The sequence below is a fragment of the Streptomyces sp. NPDC023573 genome (assembly GCF_055559735.1).
Map to the genome: position 1 here is coordinate 524,726 of NZ_JBVHKB010000004.1, position 24,743 is coordinate 549,468.

The following is a 24,743-nucleotide window of genomic DNA, read 5'->3' on the forward strand; positions in this document are numbered from 1 at the left end:
TTACTGTCCGAGGGCGAGCTGTACGTCGCCGCGGCCCTCGACACGGACCGCCGTGCGGATCCGTTCGAGGAGGAAGTTATCGACGTCCGACCCGGAGGAGCGGAGCTCCAGCACGGTGCGCTGCTCCCCGCCGGTACGGCGCACGCCGGCAACGGACCGCATCATCGAGTCGAGCTTCGACAGGGGCAGGACCGCCTCGTCCTCGGCTCCCTCACCGATCATGGCGAGGGTCGGTCCGGTGGTGATGCCGCCGTCGGCGAGCATCGGAATGTTCGGTGTCGACAGGGTCACGCTCGGGATGGACACGCCCATGATGGAGCCGCCGCCGATGGTGAATGACAGGTTGTTCCAGCCGCTGATCAGGCTGTTGACCATGCTGCGGAACGACCGGCTGATCCCGTCCCACATGCCCGATGCGGCCCGGCTGATCTTTCCCGGGAGCCCGCTGATCCAGGACACGACCTGACCGAACCAGCTGCTGACCTTGCCGGGGATCGCGGCGAGCCAGCCGACGATGCCGAGCACGTCACTGACGGCCTTCTCGATCTGCCCGGTGATCCAGGACCAGGCCTGCCCGGTCTTTTGCGAGATCCAGTCCCACGTCTCGCCGAGCTTGCTGGTGATCCAGGACCAGGCCTCGCCGAGCTTGCCGGTGATCCAGTCCCAGGCACGCCCCGTAGCGGCGGCGATCTCGTCCCAGTAGACGACGATCAGCACGATGATCGCGATCAAGGCGATGATGCCCGCGATGATCCACGTCCCGGGGAAAGCCCAGAGCGCCGTGTTCCACGCCCACTGAGCAATCACGGCGATCCCGATCGCCAGGGCCAGCCCCAGCAGGATCGGCGTCAGGATCTTGATCAGGGCGGGGTTCTCCTTCAGGAAATCGCCCACGACCTTCAGAGCCGGGCCAAGCATCTCGCCCAGCGTCGTGGCGAGCGTCCGCATGATGCTCTCCATCGACTGCGCGGGAGAGGCGGCCATGGCAGCGTTCGCCTCGGCGGCCGCACCCTTGACGTCAGCCATTCCGTTGGACGTCGCCGCCGTCGCCGGGTCCATCGCCCACAGGGCATCCGCACCCTCGCCGGCCATGTCGCCGAACAGCTCCACCGCCAGGGCCGACTGCTTCGCCGGGTCCTTGATTCCGCGCAGCGCTTCGATGGTCTTCTGCAGGGCCGCCTTGGCGGGCTCGCCACCCTTGTTGATGTCGGCGAGCATCTGCTTGGCGGGCAGCCCCAGCCCCTTGAGCGCGGCCGCGGCCTTGTCGGATTCCTCCGACGTGATGCGGGCGAATTCATGCAGCACGTCACCGGCCTGGTCGATGTCGCGGCCACCGGCCTGCACGTACTGCGACAGCATCCCGAACGACGTCTGCGCGTCCAGACCGATCCTGGCCCAGTGCTTTCCGTACTCGTTCACAGTGGCGGGGATGTCCTGGAGCATCGCCTTGGGCAGGTTCTGCGCGGCCACCGTGAGAACGTCGAACGCCTCGGTGCCGTCCTTCGCCAACCCGTTATTGATCATCGCTCCGGCGGCCTGGGCCGCGTCGGCCACGTCGATCTCGAACGTGCTGGCCAGCATCAGGGCGCTGGTCGTCATCGACTTGAGCTCGGCGTCGGTGAGCTCGCTCAGGTCGCCGACCGAGGAGGCGACCGCCTGGATCCCCTCGTTCACCCCGCCGATCGACTCTCCGAACCCCTCGGAGAACACGGCGCCAGCCACGTCGCCGGCGCGCGCCGCCTCCTGTTCGGACAGGCCCAGCTGGTTGGCGAGCTTCGTGTTCGCCGCGGACGCGTCCATGGCGTTGGCCAGGCCCATGGCGAACAGGCCGCCCACGGCCGCACCGGCACCCAGCGCGCCGATGCCGCCGAGGCTCGTCTCCACCTGATCGGCTGCACCCTGCGCCCCGGACGTCAGCTCCTCAGTGTCGATCCCGATTGATACGAGGAGCTCTTCCAGGGTCGCCATCGCCGTCCCCCTCCTGCTCGTTGCTGCCGCCCATGCGGCGGTTCATCGTTTTGACCGTGGCGAGCATCTGCTGCCAGTCGGCCGGCACACGCTTCGCGCCCTGGTCCCACTTCGGCATGAAGTCCTTGGGCTCGGCCTTGCGGCCCTTCCCTCGGGCTGTGTTCGACACGGTCGCGGCGAGGATCGCGTGCAGGACGTCCTGCCGCTCCGGTCCGAGCGGCCCAGCGACGTGCTCGTAAGCCATCCACTCCGTGAGCTCGGCCGAGGTGCAGCGGGCGAGGAGCTCCGGCACGGTGCACCCAAGTTCGAGCGCTAGTCGGTGGTAGAACCGTCGCTCGGGAGAGGCTCGGATTTTCCCGCCGCAGCCTCCACGTCTTCCTTCCTCAGGCCCGACAGGCGTTGGGCGACGGAGCCGAGCCGTTCGAGGACGGCCCCGTTCTTCCGGCCGAGCTCCTTGATCTCCTTGTCGGAGAACAGCCGCTCGAAGTCCTCGCCGACCAGGGACTTGGCGACGAGCTTCGCCGACTGGTCGGCCATGTTCATCCGCTGAACGGACCCGTTCGGGCCGAGCACGACGAGGCTGGACTGGTAGGCGTTGCGCTCGGTCCCCGACATGCCGAGGACGCGGACAGTGCCACCCCACTCGGGTACCTCGACGTCCTCCCACTGCCGGTCATCAGCCGAAGCGATCTGGTCCTTACTGAGCAGTGCCATCAGTGGCGCCTTCCTTGAGTGAGTTCAGGACGTCGACCCGCGCGCCGGTCATCAGCTGATGACCGGCTTGCCGGTGACCTTGAACGTCAGGGACGCCGCGGCCTTGTCGTCGTAGGGGGACTCCGGCTCGAAGCCGGTGATGAACGCGCCGAACGCCCACGTGGTGGCAGGCACGTCCGGGAACACGATCTTGTAGTTCCGGGGCGCCGCGTCGTCGAAGTCGGCGACCAGGACGTCGTGCAGGGCGGGCTGGTAGTTGATGTCCGCGCTGACTTCGCCCGGGTCCTTGAGCCCGCCGAGGAACTCCATCCACCCGTCCGGCGACCCGTGAGAGGTGACGTCCAGCGTCTCCCTCGACAGGCCCGGCCCGGACAGGTTGGTGATGTCGGCGATGGTGGTGAAGGCCTCCACGGCCTCACCGTCACCGCGCTGCAGCTGTACTCCGAAGCCGTCCATACCAGCCATGGGGTGCCTCCTGTGGCATGAGAAAACCCCGTGCCAGGAGGCGCGGGGTGCAGGGGAACGAGGGGGGTCAGTGCTGTTCGGTGATCACTCGGTACCGGAGCACCAGGTGCCGGATGTCGCCCGGCGGTTCTGGATCGGTGAGTGTCTGGCTGAACTCGAACCGGGTGGCGATCCAGTCCAGGCCGGGCAGGGTGAGCGGCTGGTGATCGAGGAGTTCCGTGACGCGGGCTCCGATCCGCAGTGCCTGCGCGTAGCCGCGGTACTGCGACCACACGTGCAGGGTGACGCTGGTCTGCCGGCCGAACCCGCCGTGCCGGTTGTCCGGGGTCTCGATCGCCTCGCCGAGCACGATGAACGGGTACGGCACCGTCTCGGGCAAGTAGTCGTAGACGGCGTCCGTCATGTCCGTGAGCTCGGCGTCACCGGTCAGAGCGGCCAGGATGGCGCCCTGCACGGCAAGCATTGGGGACGGGGCGGTCGTCACAGAACCCTCCTCACCTCGGCCTGGATGCGGGCCGCGATCTTTCTGCGCTCCCCTTCGAGGGCGGGTCCGAGGACCGGCCGGGCGGGGATGCGGCGGGTGCCGTGCTCCAGCAGCGCGGCGTACAGGTCGTCGGAGTCCCACCAGCCGATCTCTGCGCGCAGCCGGTTGTTCTCGAACCGGGCCTTGACGCTGCGCTGCAGGTTGCGGGTGTCGACCCGCACGTTCGCGGCGGCCTCCGCACGGACGGCTTCGGCAGACTCCTTCAGGGCCTTGAAGGCGGCGAGACGGATCTGCGGCGCGAGCTCATCGAGGCGCTCGCGCAGCGCGTCCAGGCCCTGGATCTCAACGCGGATTGCCCCGCCGCCGGCCCCGCCTCCACCGCTGCCGCGACGTCTGGCCATGCCGGTTTACCGCCTGCTGCGTCGTTCGCGCCGCAGCTCGGCAAGTTCGCCGGCCACCGCCACCACGCCCCAGGCAAGCGCGCGCAGGATGCCCCCGTCGCCCTCGCCGAGGCAGTCTTCGGCCTGGCGGCGGGCCTCGTGAGGCGGGACCTGCGGCAAGCGCGGCTGCTCGGATTCGGGCATGTCAACCTGCCTTCTGTGTCAGTTGGCACGGAGCCTTGGAGTAGATCGGGGTGGAGGGCTGCACGGTGGCCAGGACCAGGAACACCTGCGCCTGCCCGAGCGCGTCCGTGCCGCGCAGCTCGTCGCCGCGGCGCACGTCCGCGCGCGGGAGCAGAAACACGGTGTGATCGTGCTTGCTGCTGGCCTGCTGGGCGAGCAGCTGATCGGCGTTGCTGGGCTGGTCGACCTTGGCCCGGACAGTGCCGGGCTGCTGGACCATGGTCGTGGTCTGCCCGCCGTACCCGTCGTCGACGGCGACCGGCCGCCATACCTCCAGGCGCCGGTTGAAGAACCGGCCGGGCCCCCTCACAGGGACCTCAGCATCGACACCCCGCCGCCGAACCTGGCGGCCAGGCGCTCCCGCAGGTACGCGGGGAGCTCCATGTCGGTGGCCAGGCCGTCACCGCCGTAGGTGACCGCGTAGTCCCCAATCCGTTCGGAGGTGACGACCTGCGTGCCGAGGCTGGCCCCGCCGTCCTCAGCCCGGTACGAGGCCAGGGCCCCGGCGACCAGGCGGCCGACGAGGTCGATGATGTCGGCCGGCACTTCGGGCAGGCCGTGCGTGTAGGTCGCCTCGACCTCCGGCGGATCGTCCTGGTCGCCCCAGCCACCGAAACGCCACAGACGATCCGAGCGGAGCCGCCAGTCCGTCACGGCCGTGCCGTCGATGGTGACCTCGGCGACGGCAGTGACGGGGGAACCAGGCAGCTGCAGGCGCTGCCCGCGCACCCCCTCCAGCTTTACCGTTGACGTGGTCTGGGAGATCGGAGAGCCAGCTGCGTCGCGGATCGCAGCCGACGCTACGGCCAGGTAGTTCTGGACGATCGCGGTTTCCGATTCGTCCACGGTCAGGCCGAGGGCGACCAGGTCGGCCACCGTCGCCAGCGGTTCGAGTGCCACGGTGACCTCCCGGTCGTCAGCCGACCATGTCGATCAGGTCGGCCTTGGTGTAGTTCGCCGCATCTTCGAGCGACATGTGGTTGGTCCGGGCGACGTAGACCACCCAGTCCGCCTTCGGCGCGTTGAGCGCGGGGCGGTCCGGGTCGGGTGCGGAAGCCGGAGCCACAGCGGGCTCCGCCCTGGCCGCGCCCCGTTCGGTCTCGCTTTCCTCGTCGGTGTCGGGCTCGGTGGGCTGGTCGTCCCAGTGCGCCCACTCGCCGGACTTCAGCCGCTTGCCGATCTCCTCGCGGGTGAACGGCTGGCCGACGGTCACCCGGAACGGGGCGCCGGCCGAGCCGCGCAGGAGGAGTTCCTGTCCGTCCTTCATCAGATGATCACGTCCGCTGCGGCCAGGCCCTTGGGGCGGACGACCTTGGCGCCGTACAGGTGGAGGCCCTTCACGATGTCCGCGAAGCCCTTCTCCTTGCGGGTCGCCTCGGTCTTGTTGATCTGCTCGGCGTAGGTGACCGCGCCGTCATAGCCCGCGATAACGAGCTTGCCCGCGCCGGCGCCCGGACCGGCGGGGGCGTTGTTGGACAGGCGGACCGAGAAACCGGCCGCCTCACCGATGATGCCGTTCATGCGGGTCGCGGCCGCCTGCGCGTCGCCGGAGCCGACGAAGCGGGTGTCCTTCTGCAGCAGGCCGTAGAACTTCGGGGTGACCACGGCCCACCGGTCCTCGAAGGGGACGTCGTCCTCGGTGAGGACGGTGCCCAGGTCGACCAGGAGGTCGTAGGCGGACGCCGCGGTGGTCAGTGTCTGCTCGGCCACCAGGTTGCCCGCGTCGACCCCGGCCGCCATGAGGCCGGCGACGTAGGCGTCGGCCACGTCGCGCAGCTTGTACGCCGCCTTGCGGGCCTGCTCGGTGAGGATGGCCCCACCGTTGAGGGCCTGGCGCTTCTCGACGTCGTCGACTTCGAACGCGAAGTACTTCGACTGGTCGATCAGCAGCGTGGCGTCGGCGTCGTCGACGTCCTCGATGGTGATGTCGGTGTGCGGGGTGTACGTGCCGATCGTCGGGTCGGCGAGCGAGGTGATGTGGACGGTGTCGCCGTACTGGGCGATGTCGCCCTCGTAGTCGCGGTTGACGACGCCCGCGGCGCCGTACACGTGGGACTTCTCCAGGGCGACCAGGAGGTTGGCGTTCCAGACTTCCGGCTTGAAGGCGCTGATGGCCATGTTGTTCTCCTCGAGAAAGGGGGGTTACCGGGTGAGGCCGAGGTAGTCGTTAAGGCGTCCTTCGTTCTGTGCCTTGACGATCTCGGCGTGGTTGCCCGCCGCGGACAGGCGCTTGACGTCTGCCTCGGTGAGCTGGGTGGGCCGGGTCCCCTTGCGGGCGCCGGAGTCCGCGGTTCCTTGGAACCGTGGTTTGGTGCTGCCGCCTTGCGCGGCCAGGTAGGGCTTGGACTGCAGCAGCTCGTCGATCGCCTCGGAGACTTCCTCGGCGTCGATGTTGCCGTCGTCGTCCACCTCGAACTGAGACAGGTCGAGGAAGCGGTGGGCGTCGGCCGGGTCGGCGAGCTTGCCGGCGGCCGCGGCGCGAACTTCGGCTTTCACGAGGCGCTCGTTCACGCGGGCCAGGGCCGTCGTCTCGGCCTGCCGGAGCATGGCCTCGGCGTCAGGTGCGGCGCCCTCGGCCGGCTTGTTGTGCTCGGCGAGCTGGGCCTCGAGGGCGCGGCGCTTCTCGCGCTCGGCCTTGAGCCGGTCCTTCATGGTGGCCAGGGCCTTCTTGCCCGGGTCGCCCAGGCTGTCGGAGCCTTCCGGGTCGGCCTCGGTGTCGTCGGCCACAGGGTCCAGGTCGGTCTCCTCCGGGTCGAGGAGGTCCTCGTCGGCCGGATCGGTGGACGGCTCGGCAGGCGCAGGCGTGCTCATGGTGTTCTCCCATTGCGGGTGTGGGCCCAGGCGTTGCGCGCGGGCAGGAGGGTCAGGCGATGAAGCCGTGCAGGCGCAGAAGGCGCACGGCGTGGGTGCGGTCGTCGGCGATGCGGAAGATTTCCTCCGGCATCAGGCGCGGCGTCCTGGACCGCAGGCGGGCCGCAGTCTCTGAGCCGTTGCGGGAGCCGAGCGCCTTCGCGAAGCCCTTCTCCGTGGCCAGCCGACGGGCAGCGAAGCCCCGGCGGGTGGTGCCCTCGGAAGTGATCTGCAGCTTCCGGCCGAACACCGTGGCGGACTGCATGCCGCGGCGTGCGTTGACCAGCTGCCCGATGTCGGCTCCCTCGGCCAGGGCCTTCGCCCCGTCCTCGCCGAACGTCTTTCGCTTCTGCGCGTCGGACATCTGTGCAACCAGCTCTTTCGGGGAGGCCGGCTTCGGGCGGTGCTCTCGGGTCACCGGCTCCATGCCGCAGTGACAGCGCGGATGCCGGGCGAACGCCTTGTCGGTCTGGTACTCGTTCCCGGCGAGGACGATGCAGCGGCCACAGGCCCCGGCCTCGACAACGCGGATGTACCCGGTGACAGCAGGCTTGGCGGTCATGGCTGCCGCGTCCGCCGCCCGGCCGGCGTCGGCCACTACGGTGGCCACGATGGCGTCGAGCAGTCCTTGCCCTGCCGCCATGGCTTGCCCGATCGGACGGCCCTGCGTCACGAGACGCAACGCCGTCCAGATCGGCGCCATGAGGACACCGGCCAGAGGGCGTCCGGAGCCGTCGACACCGGTGAAGGCGCTCGGAATCACAGCATCAGCATCCGGTCGGTCCTCGTCGGTACCGACCAGAGCGGCCAGCCACGGCCCGGTCTGCTGTGCCGCGGCCAGCTGCCCGCCCATGACGATGCCGAGCACGTTGCCCGCCAGGCCAAGCCACGACTGGTAGAGGTTGCCGTGGTCAACCTGCCGCCACACGCGGTGGGTGGCCAGCGCCGTTGCCAGTGCCAGGCGCCGCCGCGCTTCGATGTGCGCGACCGCCTCGGAGGACGGGCTCACGCCGCCGGCTCTTCCACCTCGTCCGCCCCCGGCGGCGTCCCCGCAGGAACCATGGGCGCACCCGAGGCGGTCATCTGCCGTGTCAGCTCGGTGACCGGGTCCATCTCCAGCTCAGCAGCACGCATCGCAATCACGTCGGCCACTTCCGTGGGAGTCAGCCCGTACTTCAGGGCCAGCCACTCGAAGGGGAAACCGATCTGCTTCAGCTTCAGCAACGCGTCGGCGAGCTGGGCGTGCGAGCGAGACTCGGCGTCCTTCCACAGGATCCGGCCGGAGCGCAGAGCCTCGGCCTTGCCCTTGTCGCCCTGGGCCAGGGCAATCAGGCGGGCCATCTCGCGCAGGCCCTGGCCGGACCAGATCTGTTTCTCCTCGACCCGCTTGACCAGACCGGTCTCAGCGGCCAGCAGAGCGCCCTCGGCCAGGTTGGCCATCTTGCCGATCAGGTAGTGCTGGGGGGTCCGCGTCTGAGCGGCAAGGTGGCCGACGGCAACCTCGATCAGGCCGGTGTACATGGTCAGGTTGGCGGCCTGCCACTCGCCGATCTTGACGTCCTTGCCGTTGAACATCATCACGCGGTCGACTGCGAACCGCTCGATGTCGATGGGCTTCGAGCTGATGACCGTGCCGTCGGCGTCCAGCACCGGGAGCATCGGACGCTCGGCGCCCATGATGACGCGCTGCGGGAAAGAGGCGTAGTCCGCGGCGGTGAACAGCTGTGCCCACAGCAGGTTGATGGCGTTCTGCATGGCGATCACGCCGCCCACGTCGCTGATCGGATCAGACGCCAGGGCTGGCTTGTTCGGGAGCTCCACCATCGGCACCACGCCCATGGGGTTGGGCTGCGGGTTCGGCTCGTCGTTCATCTCGCGCGGTGCCCAGCGCTTCAGCTCCTCGTCCACATCGGACAGCTGCGGAGACTTGCCCCCAGCGCCGACCAGATGCGGACGCTCGAACTTCCACACCTCGTCCGGCAGGTACAGGGTGGCGTAGTCGCAGCCGCCGTCCTGCCACCGCTTCAGCGCTGCACGCCGCAGTCGGCGGGAGCCGGGCTCGTAGGCGACGATGCACTGGCCCGGGTCCTCGAAGGTGACGACCGGCATGCTGTCGTCGGCAGGGTTGCCCCACACGAGAACGAAGCTGCGGGCATTGACGACCGAGCCGAGGAAGCCGAGCTGACTGTCGGCGTCCAGGCCGTTGACCTGCCACACCTTCCAGAGCTCCTTGTCCGCCGACGTCTCCCCGGACGCCTGAATGCCGGTGACGGTCATCCGTTCCACCGGGCTGTCCGCCACGACCTGCGTCCAGTTGTCGGAGAAGTCCTTGTACCTGTCCCCGTGGAACTTCGCGAACTCGTCCGACGCGAACTTCATCGGGTGCTGGCCGCCGTAGAACGCGTTGTGCGTGGCGATGTCCTGGCCGCGCAGCTGGAGCTCTGCTTCGAGCAGCTGCACCAGCTGGAGGGCCTGCGCAATCGTCGCCATCGGGCCCCCTCTCAACTGCCGTAGTAGTAGGACTGGGTCTTCTCGGCCAGGCCTGCCCGAATGACGTCACCCAGCGCCTCGTGGGCGAGGATGCTGGAGACGGTGACGTCGATCTTCTGGTGGTCGCTGGCCTTCTTCAGGACGTACCGATTCATCGGGCGCGCGGCCGCGCGGGTGTTGGCGATGTGGTCCGCGGTAATCGGGCAATCGTCGTGCGTGAATGTGACGCTCCCGCTGGCCGCCCTCACCACGTCCGTCTTCAGCCGCTCGCAGGCTGAGTGCATCTGAATTGGGCGGCTCGTGAACCAGCGGATTACTCGTTCCTCGCCGTACAGGTCGGCCCATTCGTCGACCTCCGTTTTCCAGTACGGAGGATCTGCGTACAGGCGGACCACGTCGTACCGGGCCATCAGCTGCGACATCGCCGCATGGACCTCAGCCGCCGGCACCTGGCCGCCGTAGTCCGCCGGGTTCCAGATGGTCGGCTCGTCGTTCGGCCCGTAGACCGGGGTGAACTGGTAGCCGTCCATCGTCTCTGCGCGAATGCCCGTCCAGTCATCGACCTCGGAACCGTCGAAGCCCAGCACAATGCGGGTCATGGGCTTTACTCGCCGGGGCTTGGCCTTCGCTGCCCACTTCGCTACGTCCAGCCATGTTGCCGAGCCGGACACACACCGGTTCCCGAAGAACCGCTCGGCCTGCGCCGGGTCCTTCTCCATCAGCTCGGAGGCTTCCGCCTCGATGCCGTCCAGGTCTACGTGGGAGGACCCCGCATAGACCACGGCGTGGATCCTCCGGCGCTCCCGCTTGTTCGCGTAGGACAACGTCTTCGGCGCCTCCGGGTGGTACTTGAAAATGTCCCGCGACTTCGACTCATGGGTGGTCTGTGCGACCGAGCCTTCCGACGGATCCCACCCGTTCGTCGTCTCCATCGACCGGCCGCCCATGCCGGCGGCGCCGCGGCGCTGGGTCTCGCCTGCCTTCCGCAGCTTGTTCGCCGCGGTGTACAGACCGGACTCGTCCTGCATGGCGAACACGATGGGGTTACCGAGGCGGGACAACGCCGACGAGGTGACCGTCTCGATCTTCCCGTCGTCGCCGACCCGGGTGAACTCCTCGCCCGGGCGCATCACCTCGGACAGCGGGCCACGCTTCACCATCTGCCGAAGCGGCCGGTACACGTTGTCGACCTGGGCCTCAGACGTGGCCATCAGCTGAATCAGCGGGGTCGGCCAAGGGACACCCATCGGCTCCCCAGACTCGTATACGTACCACCAGCCGCAGCCGCAACCATGGTCAGAGCACCGGTAGCGCTCGCCGCCCTTAGCCCATCCGTCGAACACGACCGGCCCGGCAGCCTCGGCCAGGACCACCGTCGCAGACCACGGCCCTTTGCCGGTCTTCTGCGGGGCCACCACCTGCGAACGTCGGTAGCGGAACGCGGTCGACAAGCGCCGCTCACCGTTGTCCCGGTACGGGCTCACGCCCGGCTTCACCTGGTAGTGGTTCAGCGTGCACCACAGCTGCCACGGGTACAGCTCCATGTCCTGGCCCGCACGGAACCCGTCCGGAACAGGGCAGTGAGCTTCGATCCAGTCCACCACCACGAAGAGCGTGGGGAAGTCGACGACGAACTCGGGCCCGGCGTCAGGACCCTTCGCCACTGGGCACGACCTTGATCCGGTCACGGGCAGAAGGGCGCCGTGACGCCATCGCCAGAACCTCGGCGTCGGCCTCCTCGGCAGCCGGCGAGATACGCCACCGGTTGCGGAGCATCCCCGCCACGCTCAGGCCCATGCTGTCGAGGTAGCCGCGCACCATCTTCTTCACGTCGACCCGGGCGTCCGGCTTCTCCGCCTCGGCGAGAGTCCGCGCGAACAGCGCCACCTCCAGGACTTGGCCAAGCTCCTCCCACATCAGGGCCTGCGGCTTCTCCCACAGGTCGCCCCAGATGTTCCACTCCCGGTCCGTCGGTTCGGTCAGCGGCCACTCGGGTGGCTCACCAGCACGGCCCTCGGCCGGCAGCGTCCGCCACCCAGCCGCGTCCGTCTTGCGTCCGCGCCGCAGCGCGTTCGGATCCGGAGCCGGGCCCGACGCAGCATGTCCACCACGGGGCATGTCGATCACTCCTTCAACGCTGCGTTGCGCAGCACCGATGCCGTCACCTTGCGTGACAGCGGGGGACCCTCTGACCTGACTGACCCCCGAGCGCCCTCCCCCGCGTCTGCCGTCCCCTAGGGCCTTGGGGGTACCCCCCTGGGTCAGGTCGCTCAGCGTGACGAGGCTGGATCAGTGTCCGAAGGTCTCGCGTGCGGTCTTGCGGCTGTGATGCCTCTTGGACATGGCTTGCCAGTTCGTCGGGTCGAAGCCGCGGGGTCCGAGGGGGCCGAGGCCGTCGATGTGGTCGACCTCGGTTGCCAGGTCGCGCTGCAGGGGGAGGAGGGGCGAGCACTCGTCGCATTCGCAGTACGGGTGGTCGCGTAGGTATGCGGTGCTGGCGTTGCGCCAGCGTGTCCCTCGTCCTGCGTTGCGGTGGGCTGGTCTGTCCTGGGTGGCCTTGGTCTGGCATGGGGGGCATCGACCCTGGGGGGTGAGGGTCGGGCAGCCTGGCGTCGGGCAGACCTGCATGGCCTTACGCATGGGCGGGGCGTATCACCTGGCGGAAGCCAGCGCCCTGGTGCGCCAGCTGCAACCTGCCGTGCATCTGCACGATGGCTCCTTGGAGGCGTTCCATGTTCGCCTGGCAGCTCTCGGTGTGCTCGTTGCCTCGGGTAAGGAAGCCGGTGCTGCAGCACGGCATGCCGAGGACGTGGCGCTGAGGGAAGCGTCCGTACAGGTATGCGGCCTGGGTGCGCTTGATGTGTCGCAGCGTGCGGTCGCGGTTCGGGTAGACGGGCACGGCGCCTCCTGGCGTGCCGAGGCCCGGCGGTGCGGTGTGCACGGCCGGGCCTGGGGTGGTGTGTGAGGTCAGGGCTTGGGGCAGGTGCGGCCCTCGTTGGTGCTGAACTCGCTCGCGCCTTCTTCGAGGCCGGTGGTGGCTGCTCCCAGGCTGCCGATGGCGTGCTGGCCATTGGCAAGGCGGTTGTCGGCCTTGGCGGTGCCACCGGTGGAGCAGTTGATCATCACGTAGTAGCCGGCCTCGTCGGTCAGCTTGCTGGTGACGTCGTCGAACACGGCCCGCAGGTTGGTGGTGTGATCGACTTCCACGACGATGTCGCGCTTGTTGCCGCTGTCGTCCTGCTTGACGACCTTGTACGCAGGCGTGTCCACGTTCTTGGCCTCCTGGTCGTCGCTGTCGCACGCGGTGAGGCTGAGCAGGAGTGTGGCCGCGGTGAGCGCGGCGGCTGTGATGCGGGTGCGCATGGTCCCCCCTGGGACTGAGTGGTGAAGGGGGCCACGCTGCCACATGTGGAGGCGGAGTGAAGGTGGGGTGGCTGTCCTGTGACACGGCAAAGGCCCCGACCGGGGGGTTAGTCGGGGCCTTCATCGCGAGTTGTGGTCGGCGGTATGTGGGCACGCCGGACGCCCCTTGAGTGTTACACCCGTGAACGATGCTGGTCAAGCGGCGTTGACGAGGGCGGGGGCGGGGAGTTCGTTCAGGTCGATGAGGGTGCGGCCGGCGCGGTCGTGGCCGTGGTGGGTGAGTGTTCCGCGGTGGAGGCGGACGCGGAGTGTTCCGGGCTTGATGCCGGTGGCTGCGGCGGCGGCGTACAGGTCGACGAGGAGCGGCTCAGGCTGCATGGGACCAGTGTGCCGCCTTGCGTGCAGGGAGGGACGAGGAAGGCCCCTGGACGGGCGTCCAGGGGCCTTCTCGGTGGTGCTGGGGCGTGGGCTCCCTGCCTCCCTAAGATCACGTTTCCGCTGATCAAGGGCGGTTTCGGGGGTGAGGGAGCCTGGTAGGGAGAACTCCCTGCCTCCCGGCGGCCTCCCTCTACTCGTTCTCGTCGTCGGAGCGCTTCAGGACAGCCGCGATGAGGCGCTCGGTGCTGACGTGCATCTTGCCGTCGGTCTTGTACGGCTCGGCCCCCAGCGGCTCCAGGTAGGACTTGAGGTCCGCGAACGTCCAGGCCTTGTATGCCGCCGGGTTGAGCTCGGCCAGGCCCTGCAGAACCTCCTGGGTCCGCATGCGCGGCTCGTCGCCGAGGACCTTGATGATGTCGGCCAGGTGGTCGATGGGCTCGGCCGGCGCTTCCGCCGTCCCCCGGGTGGTGACGGCGGCTCGACGTGCCTTGGCCCGCCCGGCGATCTCCTTCGCCTGGTCCTCGTCGATGTAGTGGGTGCGCACGGTCACGGACGTCTGGCCGGCGGACAGCTGGATGCCGTCACCGGCGACGACGACGGTGCCCTTGTCGAGGCCCTGCCGCAGCTTGTGGGGTGCCGCGCCGCCGTCGATGGCCGAGTCGCCGATCGCCATGCGGGCCTGCGACTCGGTGCCCAGGACGAGGGCCGCCCGGATGTGGTTGCCCTCACGGGACCGCTTGGGCAGGTTCTCGTTCGTCGGGTCCTGGGTGCCTTCCCAGGTGGTGACGTTGACGGCCCTGCCCTGGTCATGGATGGCCTTGATGGCCCGGAAGTACCGAGACGTGTTCTTCGACCCGCCATACGGGATCTTGCTCTCGTCGACGGCCGCGGACCCGTAGGCGACCTGCGCCTCGTCGATGATGACGACGAGCGGCGGGTGCGGGGAGGACGGGTCGAGGAGGCGCCGGTTCATCTCGCGGACGGCTTCCTCGGCCATCTCCGTGACGTCCATGACGTGCTCGTCAGTCGGCCCCTGGATCAGGACCTCGGCCAGGCCTTCGAACATGCCCCAGTCGCCCATGCCCTTGAGGTCACCGATGCGGAACTTCACCGTCGGGTCGAACGCCAGCCACAGGGCCAGGGCTCGCAGCGAGGCGGTCTTGCCCTGGTTGGACAGGCCGGTGATGAGAAGCATCCGCTGGAACAGGCTGATCAGGGCGGCGTCGCCTCGCAGGTCCTGGCCCCAGGGGGCGCGCCCAGTCTTGTAGTTGGCGGTGACGTCGAGGTCGGTGACCAGGGGGGACGGGCCGATCGGCTCGTCCAGGGCCCCGCTGTCGGCGATCCACAGGCGCACGGTCCGCGGGGACGGGGGGATGGTGATGAACACCTCGTGCTCGTGCCGGTTGAGGTTCTCGGCGAGCTTCCGGCGCCGGTTCTGGATCTCCTCGGTCGACACCCCGGACGGCAGGTGGACGTCGACTTCGACACCGCATCCGGCGATCACGATGGGGCTCAGCATCTGCGCGCCGACGTCGCCCATCTCCTTGATGGACTTCTTCAGGGATGCGACACCGAGGTCGCGCATGGCGGTGACGACGATCGAGGGGGTGATGGCCTCGCCGTTTCCGTTGCGGTCCTTGGCGGGCAGCGCCCAGTCGGGGGCGGTGTGCTGGTTCCGCCCGACGGCCCACAGGGCACCGAGGGCCGCCCACGGGAGGAGCATCGAGGCGACGCCCCAGACGACGGTGCCGATGACGACGGCCCACCGGATGGCGTCGACTAGGGCCAGGGTGGGCGTGAGGACGTCCCCGATGTCTCCGTTGGCCACGGCCATGGCGACACCGGTGCCGAGCAGCAGGCCGGCGCCGACTGCGGTGCCGGACACGGCGCTCTTCGCCAGCTGCTGCGGGGAGGTGAGGAGCTCCATGCGGCGGCGGTGGCGGGCGGCCCGGAACTGGGCGCCGCGCTCTTCCCACTCCTTCGCTTCCTCGAGGTTCCCGGCGGCTTCGGCGGCGCGGATCATGCGCTCGTACCGGGCGGCGCTGCGCCCGTCCCACGCCCGGCGGGTGACGATGCGGGTCCCGCCGACGAGGTATCCGGTGTGGCGGACGGCCAGGTGGCCGAGGGTGCGGGTGCGGTCGTGGTCGGTGATGGCCTTGACGGCTCGGCCGGTACGGACGTGTAGGCGGGGCTTCTGCTGCGGTACGGCGGCGGGTTCGGCCGACGGGGCCGTCTTGTCGAGGAGCTCGGGCGGGATCGGGTGGAGCTTGGTGAGGGTGTGCCCGTTGATGGGGCGGGCGTCCGTCTCGGTCATGATGGGGGCTCCTGCTGGTCTGTTGGCTGGTCAGGGGCACGGGGCGGCCGGTTGTCTTGGCGGATGGCGGCCGCCCCGTGGTGGAGCTAGGACTGTTCTGCGCGGTGCAGGACGCTCTCGGACCTGCGGAGCTGCTTCTCGGCGGCCCGCAGGACGTCCTTGGCGGCGGCCCGCTCGGGCCCCCATTTGCTGGTGCGGACGGCGGCCTTGGCGTCGGCGACGGCCTGGCGGTCGGCCTCGGTCTTGTTCCGCAGGGCGGCGAGTTCCCGGGCGCCTCGGTCGGCGGCCACGGCGTCGATCTCGTGCATGCGGCGGGTCACGGCGGGGTCGAGGTTGTTGCCGATGGACTGGTGGAAGCCCTTACGGAAGAGGCGGCCACGCTCGCGGGACTCGGCCTTGGTGTAGCTGTACATGGGGTGTCCTTCCTGGTGGTGAGGGCTGGGGACGACAGGGCGGGCCGGGTTAGGCGGTCGGGTTGGGCATGGCCCGGCACGTGGTGGCGTGACCGTTGGCTTCCTTACGGGCCTGCCAGTCCCAGGAGCCGAAGTCCCGGTTGCTGTGGTCGCCGCAACCGAGGCACGTCCAGCGGTGGTCCTTCGCGCCGTAGCTACCGGAGCCGGTGACGTGAACCTCAGCGCCGCCTTGGGTGAGGAATCGCATGAGAGGGGTGGAGGTGGACGTGTCGGCCGCGGTGGGCTCGGGGTGCATCGGGCTCTCCAAGTCGGCGGTCGGGCGGTGGAAAAGTCGGTCCAGCAGGGTGGTCATGGCGGGTCCTTGTCGTCGGTGGTGGTGGACGCCGGGCTGTTCCGGCTCCCCTTGGCGCCCGGTCTCACTCCGGGCGCCGCGGGCAGCTGTCAGTCCTTGCGGATGTCCTGCCACACGCTGCGGAGGATCAGGACGCACACCGTGAGGGCGACGCCGCTGATGGCGACGGCGACCGCGGACACGGCCACGGCGAGGAGGAGAGCGGACCCGCCGAGCCCGATCCCGATCCACTTGGCCGCGCCGCCGGACTGCTGGACCACGGGCGCCGGCGGTGCCGGGGTCTGCTGTGCCTGGGTGATCTGCTGGGCCTGCAGGACGGCGAGGACGAGGGCGACCTGCTCGCTGTTCGCCGCCGCGTCGATGGCGTCCTGCGACGCCTTGTTCAGGTCGCTCATGACCGCCCGCTTCCGACGATGTCGCGGCGGAGCTCGGTGGCTTCGCGGCGGGACAGCCCGTACTCCTCGCGGAGCCTCTCGATGGTCACCGGCTTGTTCGTGGTGGTGACCAGCTCCCGGTTGAGCTTGCGGGCCTGTCGCCGCAGTTCAGCGGGGGTGATGGTAACCGGGACGGTGACCACCTGTCGGGGCTCTGCGGCGGCCAGACTGCCGGTCAGTTCGGCGGGGCGGTGGTGGTCATCGGTGGTGTCGAGGGATGACCAGTCGAGCATCTTCCAGTCGGTCTCGATCGCGGGCCTGGTGACCACCTGGGCGGGCTCTTCGGTGACCCGTTCGATGGTCACCTCGGTGGTCACGCCGGAGGCGACGATCGGGAGGAGGTCGACCCCGGCGGGTACCACCTCGGGTGCTGGGCGGATGACCACCGGGTCGCCGTACCGTTGGGGTGCGGGCGGCTCGACGGGGTGGTCGGCGACCTCGGTCGCCATGAGCGCGGTCGGCTCCGGCTCGGCAACCGTGACCGTCTCGGTCACGGTCGGTGCCTCACTGAGCCGGTGGACGCGCCACAGGACGAGCGGGGCGATCGCGGACACGGCGACGACCAGGGGCCACTTCACCGGCAGGATGTTGGAGCTCACCAGGTGCGAGGCGGCGTTCACGAGGATCAGGGCGACGACCGCGGCGGTGACATCCCGCTTGGCCCGCAGCGCCTTGACCGCGTAGATGTCGAGGGCGCCGGGCACGCCGGCGGCGACGTAGGTGCCGAAGCCGCAGGCGCGGGCCAGGTCGTACTCGGCCGAGGCGAGTACGACGAGGACGGCGATCAGGGCGCCCCACAGGAGCGGGTCCTTCTTCATCGGCCTGCCCCCTTGGCGCGGAGGGTGGACAGCTCGCGGGCGTAGACGCGGAGCGTCACGGCGTGCTCGATGAGGGCGGCGGCGGCACGGTCGAGGCCGGCGGGGTCGAACTCGTGCCAGTCGCCCACCTCGATCGCCGCGTTGATGAGGGTGTCGGTCGGGCTGAACGGCCGCCACACGAAGCCGACGGGCAGGGTGCGGACCAGGCCGTGGCACTCGGTGGGGATGACGAGGTGGGTGACGGCCCCGGAGTGCTCGATGTCCTCGCGGTACTGCTCGTAGGCGTGGTCGGCGGTGCACCAGTCGGGTTCGGTGACCTGGACGTCGCCGTGGTCGGCGGTCGGGATGGTGATCGTGCGGGGCCCGGTCATCGGCCTGCCTCCGCGTCCTGGTCGACGCGGCCGGGGATGGGGAGCTCGGCCAGCCTCGCTCGGAGGTAGTCGGCGTCCCATCCGACATCGTTCGGGTTCTCGGCCAGCGAGGCGCGGGCGATGACGACGGCGAGGCTGGCTCGCCGCTCCATGAGGGACCAGCACGCCGCGGGGTCGGCCGTGGTCGCCGGGTGGTGCGGGAAGTCGATCGCTTCGAGGACGGCTTCGAGGAGGAGGCGCATGTCGTTCATCGGTTGCCGCCGCCCTGGCGGGCGCGGCGCAGGGCCTCGCCCATGTCCGGGTCGGAGTCGCCGTTGCCGATGGCCGCGGTACGGAAGCCGGTGGACGCGGGGGTGTAGTAGGCGCCGGCCTGGTCGAGGGGGCGGTTGGCGTACTGCCAGCTGCCGAGGTCGGCGGGCCGCTCCATGAGGTTCTTCTTGGTGCGGAAGTGGCCGGCGACGGTGCGGCGGGCGATGGTGGCGACCCAGCTGAAGACCTTGGCGTCGGTGGTGGCCTCGCACTTGTGGAGGTGGAGCCAGACCTGGGTGAAGGCTTCGGCGGTGAGGTCGTCGGTGAGGTGCTTGTCCTCGGCGTTGATGATGCGGCTGCCGACGAGGGCGGTGATGCGCGGCAGGTGGGTGGCGTAGATGGTGGCGAAGCGCTCGTTGAGCTGCTGCGCGGGGGTCGTCGCGGTGGTGGCCGCGGGCATGGCAGAGTTAGCCATAGCCGTCTCCTTGCTGAGATCAAGGTGGGCGGTGAAGGGGTCGGGCGACGCGCGCGCCTCGGGTGTTCCACCACCCGAGAGCTGTCGTCCGGCCCCGCTTCTATGTGGTTGTCGTGCCCTTGGGCCCGTTCTTCTTGATCGCCTTGTCGATGGCGTTCCAGCTCTTTTCCAGTTCCTTGGCCACGTCGGCCACGGTTCCGAGCTCGGCGACGCCGTCGAGCAGGGCGAGCGCTCTTCGTTTGGCGGACTCGGATACGAGGAGTTGGAGCTGTTCCACCAGCGCGTCTTCCCCTCGGACCCGGTCCCGCCAGGGGATCGCGTTCACAAGAAGCACTCTATCCAACCCTGGGTTAGACGCGCAAGGTCTGCGCGGCATTACTGGCCCGCGCGTCCTCGGTCATCCACGTCTTCAGCTGCGGCCACACGACGGGCGGGTACTGATGGCCGCACCACTCGCAGCGCACCGCCTTCTCCCTGGGCGCCAGCCACAGCACCGCGCCGCACAGCACGCCGGACACGTCAACTGCCGGGCAGTTTCCCACCCGTGTTCCTCGACGAGGCGGGGGCGGGGGCGGGGCGATGATCGACGACACCGACCGGGCCAGGTCCCGGATCTCCTCGGCGAACGTGCCGGCCTGCGACCAGGACACCGCGATCCACGGCATGTTGCGCAGCAGCCCGGACACGGCAGCGGCCAGGCGCCCGTCGACCCCGCCCGGCCGTGGCCCGCGCATCCCGCGCTCCTGGCGGACGGCGGACAGCCAGTCTTCGAGGGTGCCGACCATCTGGCCTCGCAGGTCGAGGACGTCCTCGACGACCGGGAGCGGGGCGGGGCCGCCCTTCCCGGTCCGGCCCTGCCCGACGGCAGTGGTCGGGGTGAGGAAGGGCAGCAGCCCGTCGTACAGGCCGGGCAGGCACTCCAGTCGCACGACGGTCGCCTTCGTGCAGCCCGGGCAGAGGTAGCCGCCCATGGCGTCGTGCTCGTCGCACAGCAGGCACAGGTTCACGGCTGCTCCTGGTGGTCGTACTCGGTGGCCCCGCACATGGAGCCGTAGCCGGTGGCGGTGCACGGGTGGAGGAACCGTTCACCCTGGTAGGCGTGGCTGGTGATGGGGTACTTCACGGGCGGCATCTCAACCGCCTTGATCAGGTCGTCGAGGACGCAGTCCGTGTCGACCCAGACGAAGCCGTCGACGCGACAGAGGGCGGGCATGGTGTCGTCGTCCGGGTCGATGTGGCGACGCAGCGCCAGGCGCAGGCGCTCCCGCAGGGCAACCGTGACCGTAACGGTCACAACTGGCCTCCCCGAAGGAGGGCTGTCGCTTGCGGCCCCCCAGAAAGGGGCCGCAACCGTTGCGCTATCGCCACGGTTTGCCGGACCTGCGTGGTCTGCTGCCCCACGCAGGTGGCTGTCGATCGCGTCGCGCAGCTGGACGAGGCGCTCGGGGGTAAGCCCGATGTCGACCGCCCACTGCTGCGTGTCCAGGTAGGTGATCTCCGGCAGGTGCACCATCACGTACCCGTCAGGGATCACCGCGAACTGCACACCCTCCGGGTCATAGTCGCCAGGGGTACACGCTGACGTGTACCCCTCACTTACTTCCTTCGAGGAAGCAAGTGGGTCGCCAGGGGTCGGGACTGACGCGTACCCCTTCTCGTCGTCGTGGTTCACGCCCGCTCCTCCCGTCGCTGGGCCAGCCGGTAGAGGCGGAACCCGTTCATGAACTGGTCGCCGCGCGCCTGCTTCAGGGCCCGGTTCGCCGCGGTGTGCGCGGCGGCCGCGGCGCGCTGCACGGTCACGGCGTCCGCGACCAGCCGGATCATGGCCGCCAGCATCATGCCGAGGAGGATCCCGTGCAGCAGCCACGCCATCTCGTTACTCATCACTGGTCTCCGATCTAGAAGGGGGGCTCGTCCGAGTAGCCGGCTGCCGCCGGTGTGGCAGCAGCGGGCGCGGGCTGGCCGCCCCAGCCGCCGGCCTGCTGCGGGGGCTGCTGCTGTGCGGTCGGGGCGCCAACCGTGGTCCTCTGCACCACGGTTGCCTGCCCACCGGCCGGGTTCTTCGTGACCTTCGCCGAGGCGCGGGCCAAGCTGGGCCCGACCTCGTACACGTCGAGCTCGTACACGGTGCGCTTCACCTGGTCGCGGTCCTCGTAGGACCGCTGCTTCAGCTGGCCCTGGACGATGACGCGCATGCCGCGGGTCAGGGTCTCGGCCGCGTTCTCGGCGGCCTGCCGCCACACGGAGCAGGTGAGGAAGAGGCCGTCGCCGTCCTTCCACTCGTTGGTCTGCCGGTCGAAGACGCGGGGGGTGGATGCGACCCGGAACTTGGCGACGGCGGCGCCGGCCGGGGTGTAGCGCAGCTCGGGGTCGTCGACGAGGTTGCCGACGACGGTGATGACGGTCTCTCCGGACATGAGGATCTCCTTCGGGCGGGGATTACGTGATCGCGTAAGCAGGCTGACCTGTGGCTTTGCTCACGGTCAGCTGGCGAGGGCCTTGCTGAAGACGGCGGCGATGTCGGGGAAGCCGTGGGCAAGGGCGCCGTCGCGGAACGCGGTCATGGCCTTGCGGTCGAGGCGGACGTCGGGCCGGCCGAACGCGTCGGTGGTGACCTGAAGGTCGACGCCGAGGTTGGCGGCCATGCTCTTCCACTGGGCAGCGGAGAAGTTGTCGAGCTGCTCGTTCACAGGGAGCTCCTTCGGGGTGAGGCTTTCCATCTGAAAAACGGGGATGCTGGGCGGGTGGTCGGGCCCGGTTCCAGCGGGCCCGACCGGTGTTGTCCCCGTCAGACGAGGGCGGCGGAGGGGGCGTTGATCACGCGGGCACTCACCTCGTGGTCGTGCTCCCGGAGTTCGGCGTGGGTCCAGACCGTGTCGAGGTAGACGAAGACCGGTTCCACGCTTGTGAAGGCAGAGCCTTCGGTGTCGCGGGCGTGGACGACGGTGGCCCATCCGATGACCGGGCAGGTGATCTGGTTGTCCGCGCCGTGGTGGAAGGTGATGGTCCAACCGGGGGCGGCGGAGGCCATGTTGACGATGTTGCCGGGCGCGATGTTCATGAGTTCTCCTCGGTGTCGTCCGTGGCCGTCTCTGCCACGGTTCCGTCCGTCGTGCGGGCGAAAGCCTGGTTGCGGAGCTTGGCGGCGTGCCGGGCGGTGAGCCCGCGCTTGCGGGCGGCGGACAGTTCTTCGCGCCGACGCTTCGCCGCTTGGATGCGGGCGCGGGCGGCGGCGATCTGTTCAGCCACGACGTCGTCGACGTTCATCCGCTCTCCATTCATCCCTCCTGGGGTCGGAGGGGGGACATGTCCCCGGAGGGGGGACAGGGGGGGACGGGGGGACAGGGGGGACAAGCGGGCTCAGCCCTGCCAGCTCGCGCGCTACGTAAATCAAAGAAAGTTCTTCTCTTCTCTTATAAGCGCAGGTCAGGAGCTTGGTTGAAGGTGTGACCATTAGGGTGGGTAATGAATGTTGCGTCCGACCCCCCGGGGGAGGGGGGACACGCGTCCCCCCTGTCCCCCCCTGGGCGTCACGTGGGGCGGGACCTGCCGGGGACGAGCTGGCCCGCGTTCTCCTCGATCCAGCCGCGCAGGACGGCAAGCTCCAGCGCGTTGCTGACGTGCTTCTTGTCGCGGCCGGCGACCTTCGCTCGAAGTTCCTTTCGAGTCGCACCGTTTGCCTGGTGCACGACCCCAGCAAGGCGCGTGGCGAGTCGGTCCACGGCCTTGTCCGCCCGCTCGTTCTCAGCCATGGCCTTCGCCTGCTCGAGGCGCAGCTCCTCAGAGATGCGGGCGACGGTGCGCTTCTCCGCCTCGGCCCGGCGCTGCCGCTCGCTGTACGCGATGACCCAGTCCCGCGCGGCACACGACGCGGCCCACACGGTCTCGGCCAACTCCCAGTCCGCAACGGTGACGTGCAACCGGCCGGCGAGAATCGCCAGGAGCGAGGACACTTTGATCTTCATGACGGGTGCGTGGGAGTCGAGGGGCTTTACACCTTCACCTGCCGTCTCCCCGCGGGCGTTGGCCAGGTCGACGCGACGGAGCTCGGTGGTGATGCTCTTGTCGAACGTGATGTGCGTTTCGGTGGTGATGGTCAGAGCTCTGCGCCACGCGGTGAGTTCGCCGGGCATGGGGACCACTTCGTCCGGGATGGACGGGTCGGTGACCGTGCCCCAGAGAAAGCGCTGGGGAGTGCCTTCGGCGGTGTCTTCGAAGAGGGGCGCGGCCGTTTCGGGCTGGAACCCCACGAGGAGGCCCATGCTGTAGGACCCGCCTGGGATGTAGCGAGAGTTGTCCTTGCTGGCGTTGGTTTGGCCGAGGGTCTGGCCGACGGCGGCGCTGCGGAGTGTCTCGCCGAGCGTGGACCCGGAGCGTTCGTTCATCAGCCGGGTGAGGGATGCGCCTTCGTCGATGTAGAAGAACGCGTTGTGCCGGACCTGCGTTCGCACGCTGATCGTGACGGGGTCGCCCTTCTTCGGCCCGCCCTTGATGATCTCCCCGGTGGGTTCGTCCTTGCTGCCCATGAACACCTCGGCCATGCCCTCACCGGAGCCGATGGGAAGACCGTCGCGGAAGTCCATCTCGGGCGGTGCTTCCAGCAGCCTGTTACTGACTCGCACCCCGGTCGACTTACCGGATCCAGACGGGCCGACCAGGGCGACGAAGAGATTGAGGGAGACGTAGTCGGCGACGCCGGTGTCTGCGCGGATGTGGTGCGGGATCATGCCGGAGAGACGGGCGAGAGTGGAGTAGAAGGCGACGTCACCTGACCGGTTCCGAGAGTGAGCGGCCTGCCTGATCTGCTGGAGCTCAGGACGGGCGGCGTAAAAGCTGGAGGGCAAGAGCCCGGGGATAACCCGCGGGGCGCTGGCTTCTTCATCCGGGGCCGGGTCTTCCTCCTCGAAGTCGGGAGGCGGGGGGATGGGGAAATCCCGTCGGGTTCCTCGGTCGTCGGTGCTGGAGACCGGCGGCCAGGGGTGCCGGGGCTGCGACATCCCGGCCGCGAGTCCGGACTCGATGGTCGCTCGAGCGCGCCCGTCGGGGTGGCCACCGGCGTGAGCGGCGGCGAGCAGGTCCCCGCGCGCTTCGGACTCGCTCAGTGCGCCTGCGCCGACCAGGGTGCCGACGCTGAACGCGGCGGCGTTGATGATGTTGTTCTGGTCGCCGTTGGGTGCGCCGGAGATGGCATCGCATTCCGCCTGCAGAGCCTTGCGGGTGTACGCGTCATGCCGGTCAGACCTGACCGTGTAAGACCGGTGCGTCTGGACTGGGACGTTCCTGTTGAGCTTGGCGAGAGCCGCGTCCACCCCCTGGTGGATCGCTTCGGAGGTAGTCATGCTGCCGCCCGAGCCATGGGCGTGAGCGCGGCCGGCCACGTGACGCCAGGCTGCAGGAACCGGCCGTGCCCGGACCACCGGTACTTCAGCCCGCTGCCGTGTACGGACGGCGCGAGCAGGATGTACCCGTTGTGCTTGACGTCGAGGCCGGGGCCGAGCGTTCCAGGCAGGGATACAGCCGGGCTGCTGTACAGCATGTGCAGACCGCCGCCACCAGTGAGCTGCATGACGGCACCGGGCAGGCAGCCGATGCGCTGCTCCAGAACGGAGAGCGCCATGTGGCCGCCGTGGCGGGGGTCGATGTCGAGGACGGCCCAGCCGTTTAGCTTGCAGGGCGCCCCGATGTTGGCGTCGGGCTCTTCCGTCCACCACTTGTGGATAAGGGCGGGGTCGGTGGTGGCTGCCCAGAAGCCGTGACAGGTGGGCACTCCGCACTGGCACTCGTCAGGGCGGTGCTGCACGTACAGGCTGCTCTGCTTGTCACAGCGGGGGCAGTTGGCGTAGGGCGCCTTGCTGCGGCGGACCCTGAAGACCTTGATGCCGAGCGCGGCGTAGGCCAGGGCTGCGTCGCGGTGGTTCTTCGGGATCTTCGTACCGTCGTTCACGAACGGGCTCTCTTCTGCGAGCTGGGGTGGGGTGTCCG

At 69.2% G+C, this 24,743-nt stretch carries 37 protein-coding genes; all 37 read right to left on the reverse strand.

Translation table 11 applies throughout. The annotated features are described in order from the left end of the window. Positions 1 to 1,968 carry a phage tail tape measure protein gene (locus tag ACZ32T_RS16295; RefSeq protein ID WP_467367405.1) on the reverse strand — a complete coding sequence of 656 codons (1,968 nt, stop codon included), beginning with the start codon at positions 1,966 to 1,968 and terminating at the stop codon, positions 1 to 3. Then, a complete protein-coding gene (locus ACZ32T_RS16300) occupies positions 1,922 to 2,260 on the reverse strand; it encodes a phage tail assembly protein T (protein ID WP_467367407.1) in 339 nt (112 codons plus the stop codon). The genes ACZ32T_RS16295 and ACZ32T_RS16300 overlap by 47 nt, the downstream gene beginning before the upstream one ends. A 20-nt stretch (positions 2,261 to 2,280) precedes the next feature. Then, a complete protein-coding gene (locus tag ACZ32T_RS16305) occupies positions 2,281 to 2,682 on the reverse strand; it encodes a hypothetical protein (RefSeq protein ID WP_467367409.1) in 402 nt (133 codons plus the stop codon). Between the two features lie 51 nt (positions 2,683 to 2,733). Continuing rightward, the gene (locus ACZ32T_RS16310; protein WP_467367411.1) at positions 2,734 to 3,147 is read right to left on the reverse strand and encodes a phage tail tube protein; all 414 of its coding nucleotides are present in this window, start codon (positions 3,145 to 3,147) and stop codon (positions 2,734 to 2,736) included. 67 nt (positions 3,148 to 3,214) lie between these two features. Then, positions 3,215 to 3,631 carry a DUF3168 domain-containing protein gene (locus ACZ32T_RS16315; RefSeq protein ID WP_467367413.1) on the reverse strand — a complete coding sequence of 139 codons (417 nt, stop codon included), beginning with the start codon at positions 3,629 to 3,631 and terminating at the stop codon, positions 3,215 to 3,217. Further along, positions 3,628 to 4,032: an HK97-gp10 family putative phage morphogenesis protein gene (locus tag ACZ32T_RS16320; RefSeq protein ID WP_467367415.1), complete on the reverse strand. Its 405-nt coding sequence runs from the start codon at positions 4,030 to 4,032 to the stop codon at positions 3,628 to 3,630. The genes ACZ32T_RS16315 and ACZ32T_RS16320 overlap by 4 nt, the downstream gene beginning before the upstream one ends. Positions 4,033 to 4,038: 6 nt before the next feature. Continuing rightward, entirely contained in the window at positions 4,039 to 4,215 is a 177-nt protein-coding gene (locus ACZ32T_RS16325) for a hypothetical protein (protein WP_467367417.1), read from the reverse strand. 1 nt (position 4,216) lies between these two features. Further along, entirely contained in the window at positions 4,217 to 4,564 is a 348-nt protein-coding gene (locus ACZ32T_RS16330; RefSeq protein WP_467367419.1) for a phage head closure protein, read from the reverse strand. Next, complete coding sequence (locus tag ACZ32T_RS16335) at positions 4,561 to 5,154, reverse strand: head-tail connector protein (protein ID WP_467367421.1); 594 nt, start codon at positions 5,152 to 5,154, stop codon at positions 4,561 to 4,563. The genes ACZ32T_RS16330 and ACZ32T_RS16335 overlap by 4 nt, the downstream gene beginning before the upstream one ends. A gap of 16 nt (positions 5,155 to 5,170) precedes the next feature. After that, positions 5,171 to 5,521, reverse strand: coding sequence for a hypothetical protein (locus ACZ32T_RS16340; protein WP_467367423.1), 351 nt, complete (start codon positions 5,519 to 5,521; stop codon positions 5,171 to 5,173). Then, positions 5,521 to 6,372 carry a major capsid protein gene (locus ACZ32T_RS16345; RefSeq protein WP_467367425.1) on the reverse strand — a complete coding sequence of 284 codons (852 nt, stop codon included), beginning with the start codon at positions 6,370 to 6,372 and terminating at the stop codon, positions 5,521 to 5,523. The genes ACZ32T_RS16340 and ACZ32T_RS16345 overlap by 1 nt, the downstream gene beginning before the upstream one ends. Before the next feature lie 24 nt (positions 6,373 to 6,396). After that, positions 6,397 to 7,065, reverse strand: coding sequence for a phage scaffolding protein (locus tag ACZ32T_RS16350; RefSeq protein ID WP_467367427.1), 669 nt, complete (start codon positions 7,063 to 7,065; stop codon positions 6,397 to 6,399). Between the two features lie 52 nt (positions 7,066 to 7,117). Continuing rightward, complete coding sequence (locus tag ACZ32T_RS16355) at positions 7,118 to 8,113, reverse strand: VG15 protein (protein ID WP_467367429.1); 996 nt, start codon at positions 8,111 to 8,113, stop codon at positions 7,118 to 7,120. Then, entirely contained in the window at positions 8,110 to 9,594 is a 1,485-nt protein-coding gene (locus ACZ32T_RS16360) for a phage portal protein (RefSeq protein WP_467367431.1), read from the reverse strand. The genes ACZ32T_RS16355 and ACZ32T_RS16360 overlap by 4 nt, the downstream gene beginning before the upstream one ends. An 11-nt stretch (positions 9,595 to 9,605) precedes the next feature. Then, positions 9,606 to 11,198 (reverse strand): hypothetical protein, encoded by a 1,593-nt coding sequence (locus ACZ32T_RS16365; protein ID WP_467367433.1) that lies wholly within the window; start codon positions 11,196 to 11,198, stop codon positions 9,606 to 9,608. Between the two features lie 43 nt (positions 11,199 to 11,241). Then, entirely contained in the window at positions 11,242 to 11,712 is a 471-nt protein-coding gene (locus tag ACZ32T_RS16370; RefSeq protein WP_467367435.1) for a hypothetical protein, read from the reverse strand. 514 nt (positions 11,713 to 12,226) lie between these two features. Then, entirely contained in the window at positions 12,227 to 12,493 is a 267-nt protein-coding gene (locus ACZ32T_RS16375; RefSeq protein WP_467367437.1) for a hypothetical protein, read from the reverse strand. 68 nt (positions 12,494 to 12,561) lie between these two features. Next, positions 12,562 to 12,957: a hypothetical protein gene (locus ACZ32T_RS16380; protein WP_467367439.1), complete on the reverse strand. Its 396-nt coding sequence runs from the start codon at positions 12,955 to 12,957 to the stop codon at positions 12,562 to 12,564. 195 nt (positions 12,958 to 13,152) lie between these two features. Further along, a complete protein-coding gene (locus tag ACZ32T_RS16385) occupies positions 13,153 to 13,335 on the reverse strand; it encodes a hypothetical protein (protein WP_467367441.1) in 183 nt (60 codons plus the stop codon). A gap of 190 nt (positions 13,336 to 13,525) precedes the next feature. Beyond that, positions 13,526 to 15,649, reverse strand: a complete 2,124-nt coding sequence (locus ACZ32T_RS16390) for a P-loop NTPase family protein (RefSeq protein ID WP_467367443.1) — start codon at positions 15,647 to 15,649, stop codon at positions 13,526 to 13,528. A gap of 86 nt (positions 15,650 to 15,735) precedes the next feature. Next, a complete protein-coding gene (locus ACZ32T_RS16395) occupies positions 15,736 to 16,062 on the reverse strand; it encodes a hypothetical protein (protein ID WP_467367445.1) in 327 nt (108 codons plus the stop codon). A gap of 49 nt (positions 16,063 to 16,111) precedes the next feature. Continuing rightward, positions 16,112 to 16,414 carry a hypothetical protein gene (locus ACZ32T_RS16400; RefSeq protein WP_467367447.1) on the reverse strand — a complete coding sequence of 101 codons (303 nt, stop codon included), beginning with the start codon at positions 16,412 to 16,414 and terminating at the stop codon, positions 16,112 to 16,114. Positions 16,415 to 16,503: 89 nt separating this feature from the next. Further along, positions 16,504 to 16,809, reverse strand: coding sequence for a hypothetical protein (locus tag ACZ32T_RS16405; RefSeq protein ID WP_467367449.1), 306 nt, complete (start codon positions 16,807 to 16,809; stop codon positions 16,504 to 16,506). Continuing rightward, positions 16,806 to 17,666, reverse strand: a complete 861-nt coding sequence (locus tag ACZ32T_RS16410) for a hypothetical protein (protein WP_467367451.1) — start codon at positions 17,664 to 17,666, stop codon at positions 16,806 to 16,808. The genes ACZ32T_RS16405 and ACZ32T_RS16410 overlap by 4 nt, the downstream gene beginning before the upstream one ends. After that, on the reverse strand, positions 17,663 to 18,037 hold the full coding sequence (locus tag ACZ32T_RS16415; RefSeq protein WP_467367453.1) for a DUF6907 domain-containing protein: 375 nt from the start codon (positions 18,035 to 18,037) through the stop codon (positions 17,663 to 17,665). Before ACZ32T_RS16415 ends, ACZ32T_RS16410 begins: the two co-directional genes overlap by 4 nt. Further along, on the reverse strand, positions 18,034 to 18,288 hold the full coding sequence (locus ACZ32T_RS16420; RefSeq protein ID WP_467367455.1) for a hypothetical protein: 255 nt from the start codon (positions 18,286 to 18,288) through the stop codon (positions 18,034 to 18,036). The genes ACZ32T_RS16415 and ACZ32T_RS16420 overlap by 4 nt, the downstream gene beginning before the upstream one ends. Next, entirely contained in the window at positions 18,285 to 18,761 is a 477-nt protein-coding gene (locus ACZ32T_RS16425; RefSeq protein WP_467367457.1) for an RNA polymerase sigma factor, read from the reverse strand. The genes ACZ32T_RS16420 and ACZ32T_RS16425 overlap by 4 nt, the downstream gene beginning before the upstream one ends. A gap of 100 nt (positions 18,762 to 18,861) precedes the next feature. Continuing rightward, entirely contained in the window at positions 18,862 to 19,086 is a 225-nt protein-coding gene (locus ACZ32T_RS16430; RefSeq protein WP_467367459.1) for a hypothetical protein, read from the reverse strand. 25 nt (positions 19,087 to 19,111) lie between these two features. Further along, positions 19,112 to 19,768 carry a hypothetical protein gene (locus ACZ32T_RS16435; protein ID WP_467367461.1) on the reverse strand — a complete coding sequence of 219 codons (657 nt, stop codon included), beginning with the start codon at positions 19,766 to 19,768 and terminating at the stop codon, positions 19,112 to 19,114. Further along, positions 19,765 to 20,055 carry a hypothetical protein gene (locus ACZ32T_RS16440; protein WP_467367463.1) on the reverse strand — a complete coding sequence of 97 codons (291 nt, stop codon included), beginning with the start codon at positions 20,053 to 20,055 and terminating at the stop codon, positions 19,765 to 19,767. The genes ACZ32T_RS16435 and ACZ32T_RS16440 overlap by 4 nt, the downstream gene beginning before the upstream one ends. Positions 20,056 to 20,429: 374 nt before the next feature. Beyond that, positions 20,430 to 20,645, reverse strand: a complete 216-nt coding sequence (locus ACZ32T_RS16445) for a hypothetical protein (protein ID WP_467367466.1) — start codon at positions 20,643 to 20,645, stop codon at positions 20,430 to 20,432. Between the two features lie 14 nt (positions 20,646 to 20,659). Beyond that, on the reverse strand, positions 20,660 to 21,178 hold the full coding sequence (locus ACZ32T_RS16450; RefSeq protein WP_467367468.1) for a single-stranded DNA-binding protein: 519 nt from the start codon (positions 21,176 to 21,178) through the stop codon (positions 20,660 to 20,662). A gap of 66 nt (positions 21,179 to 21,244) precedes the next feature. Next, positions 21,245 to 21,451: a hypothetical protein gene (locus ACZ32T_RS16455; protein WP_467367470.1), complete on the reverse strand. Its 207-nt coding sequence runs from the start codon at positions 21,449 to 21,451 to the stop codon at positions 21,245 to 21,247. A 98-nt stretch (positions 21,452 to 21,549) separates the two neighbouring features. Further along, the gene (locus ACZ32T_RS16460; RefSeq protein ID WP_467367472.1) at positions 21,550 to 21,822 is read right to left on the reverse strand and encodes a hypothetical protein; all 273 of its coding nucleotides are present in this window, start codon (positions 21,820 to 21,822) and stop codon (positions 21,550 to 21,552) included. Continuing rightward, a complete protein-coding gene (locus ACZ32T_RS16465) occupies positions 21,819 to 22,028 on the reverse strand; it encodes a hypothetical protein (RefSeq protein ID WP_467367474.1) in 210 nt (69 codons plus the stop codon). Before ACZ32T_RS16465 ends, ACZ32T_RS16460 begins: the two co-directional genes overlap by 4 nt. A gap of 263 nt (positions 22,029 to 22,291) precedes the next feature. Continuing rightward, the gene (locus ACZ32T_RS16470; RefSeq protein ID WP_467367476.1) at positions 22,292 to 24,100 is read right to left on the reverse strand and encodes a hypothetical protein; all 1,809 of its coding nucleotides are present in this window, start codon (positions 24,098 to 24,100) and stop codon (positions 22,292 to 22,294) included. Then, positions 24,097 to 24,705 (reverse strand): bifunctional DNA primase/polymerase, encoded by a 609-nt coding sequence (locus ACZ32T_RS16475; protein WP_467367478.1) that lies wholly within the window; start codon positions 24,703 to 24,705, stop codon positions 24,097 to 24,099. The genes ACZ32T_RS16470 and ACZ32T_RS16475 overlap by 4 nt, the downstream gene beginning before the upstream one ends. Between the last annotated feature and the right edge of the window lie 38 nt (positions 24,706 to 24,743).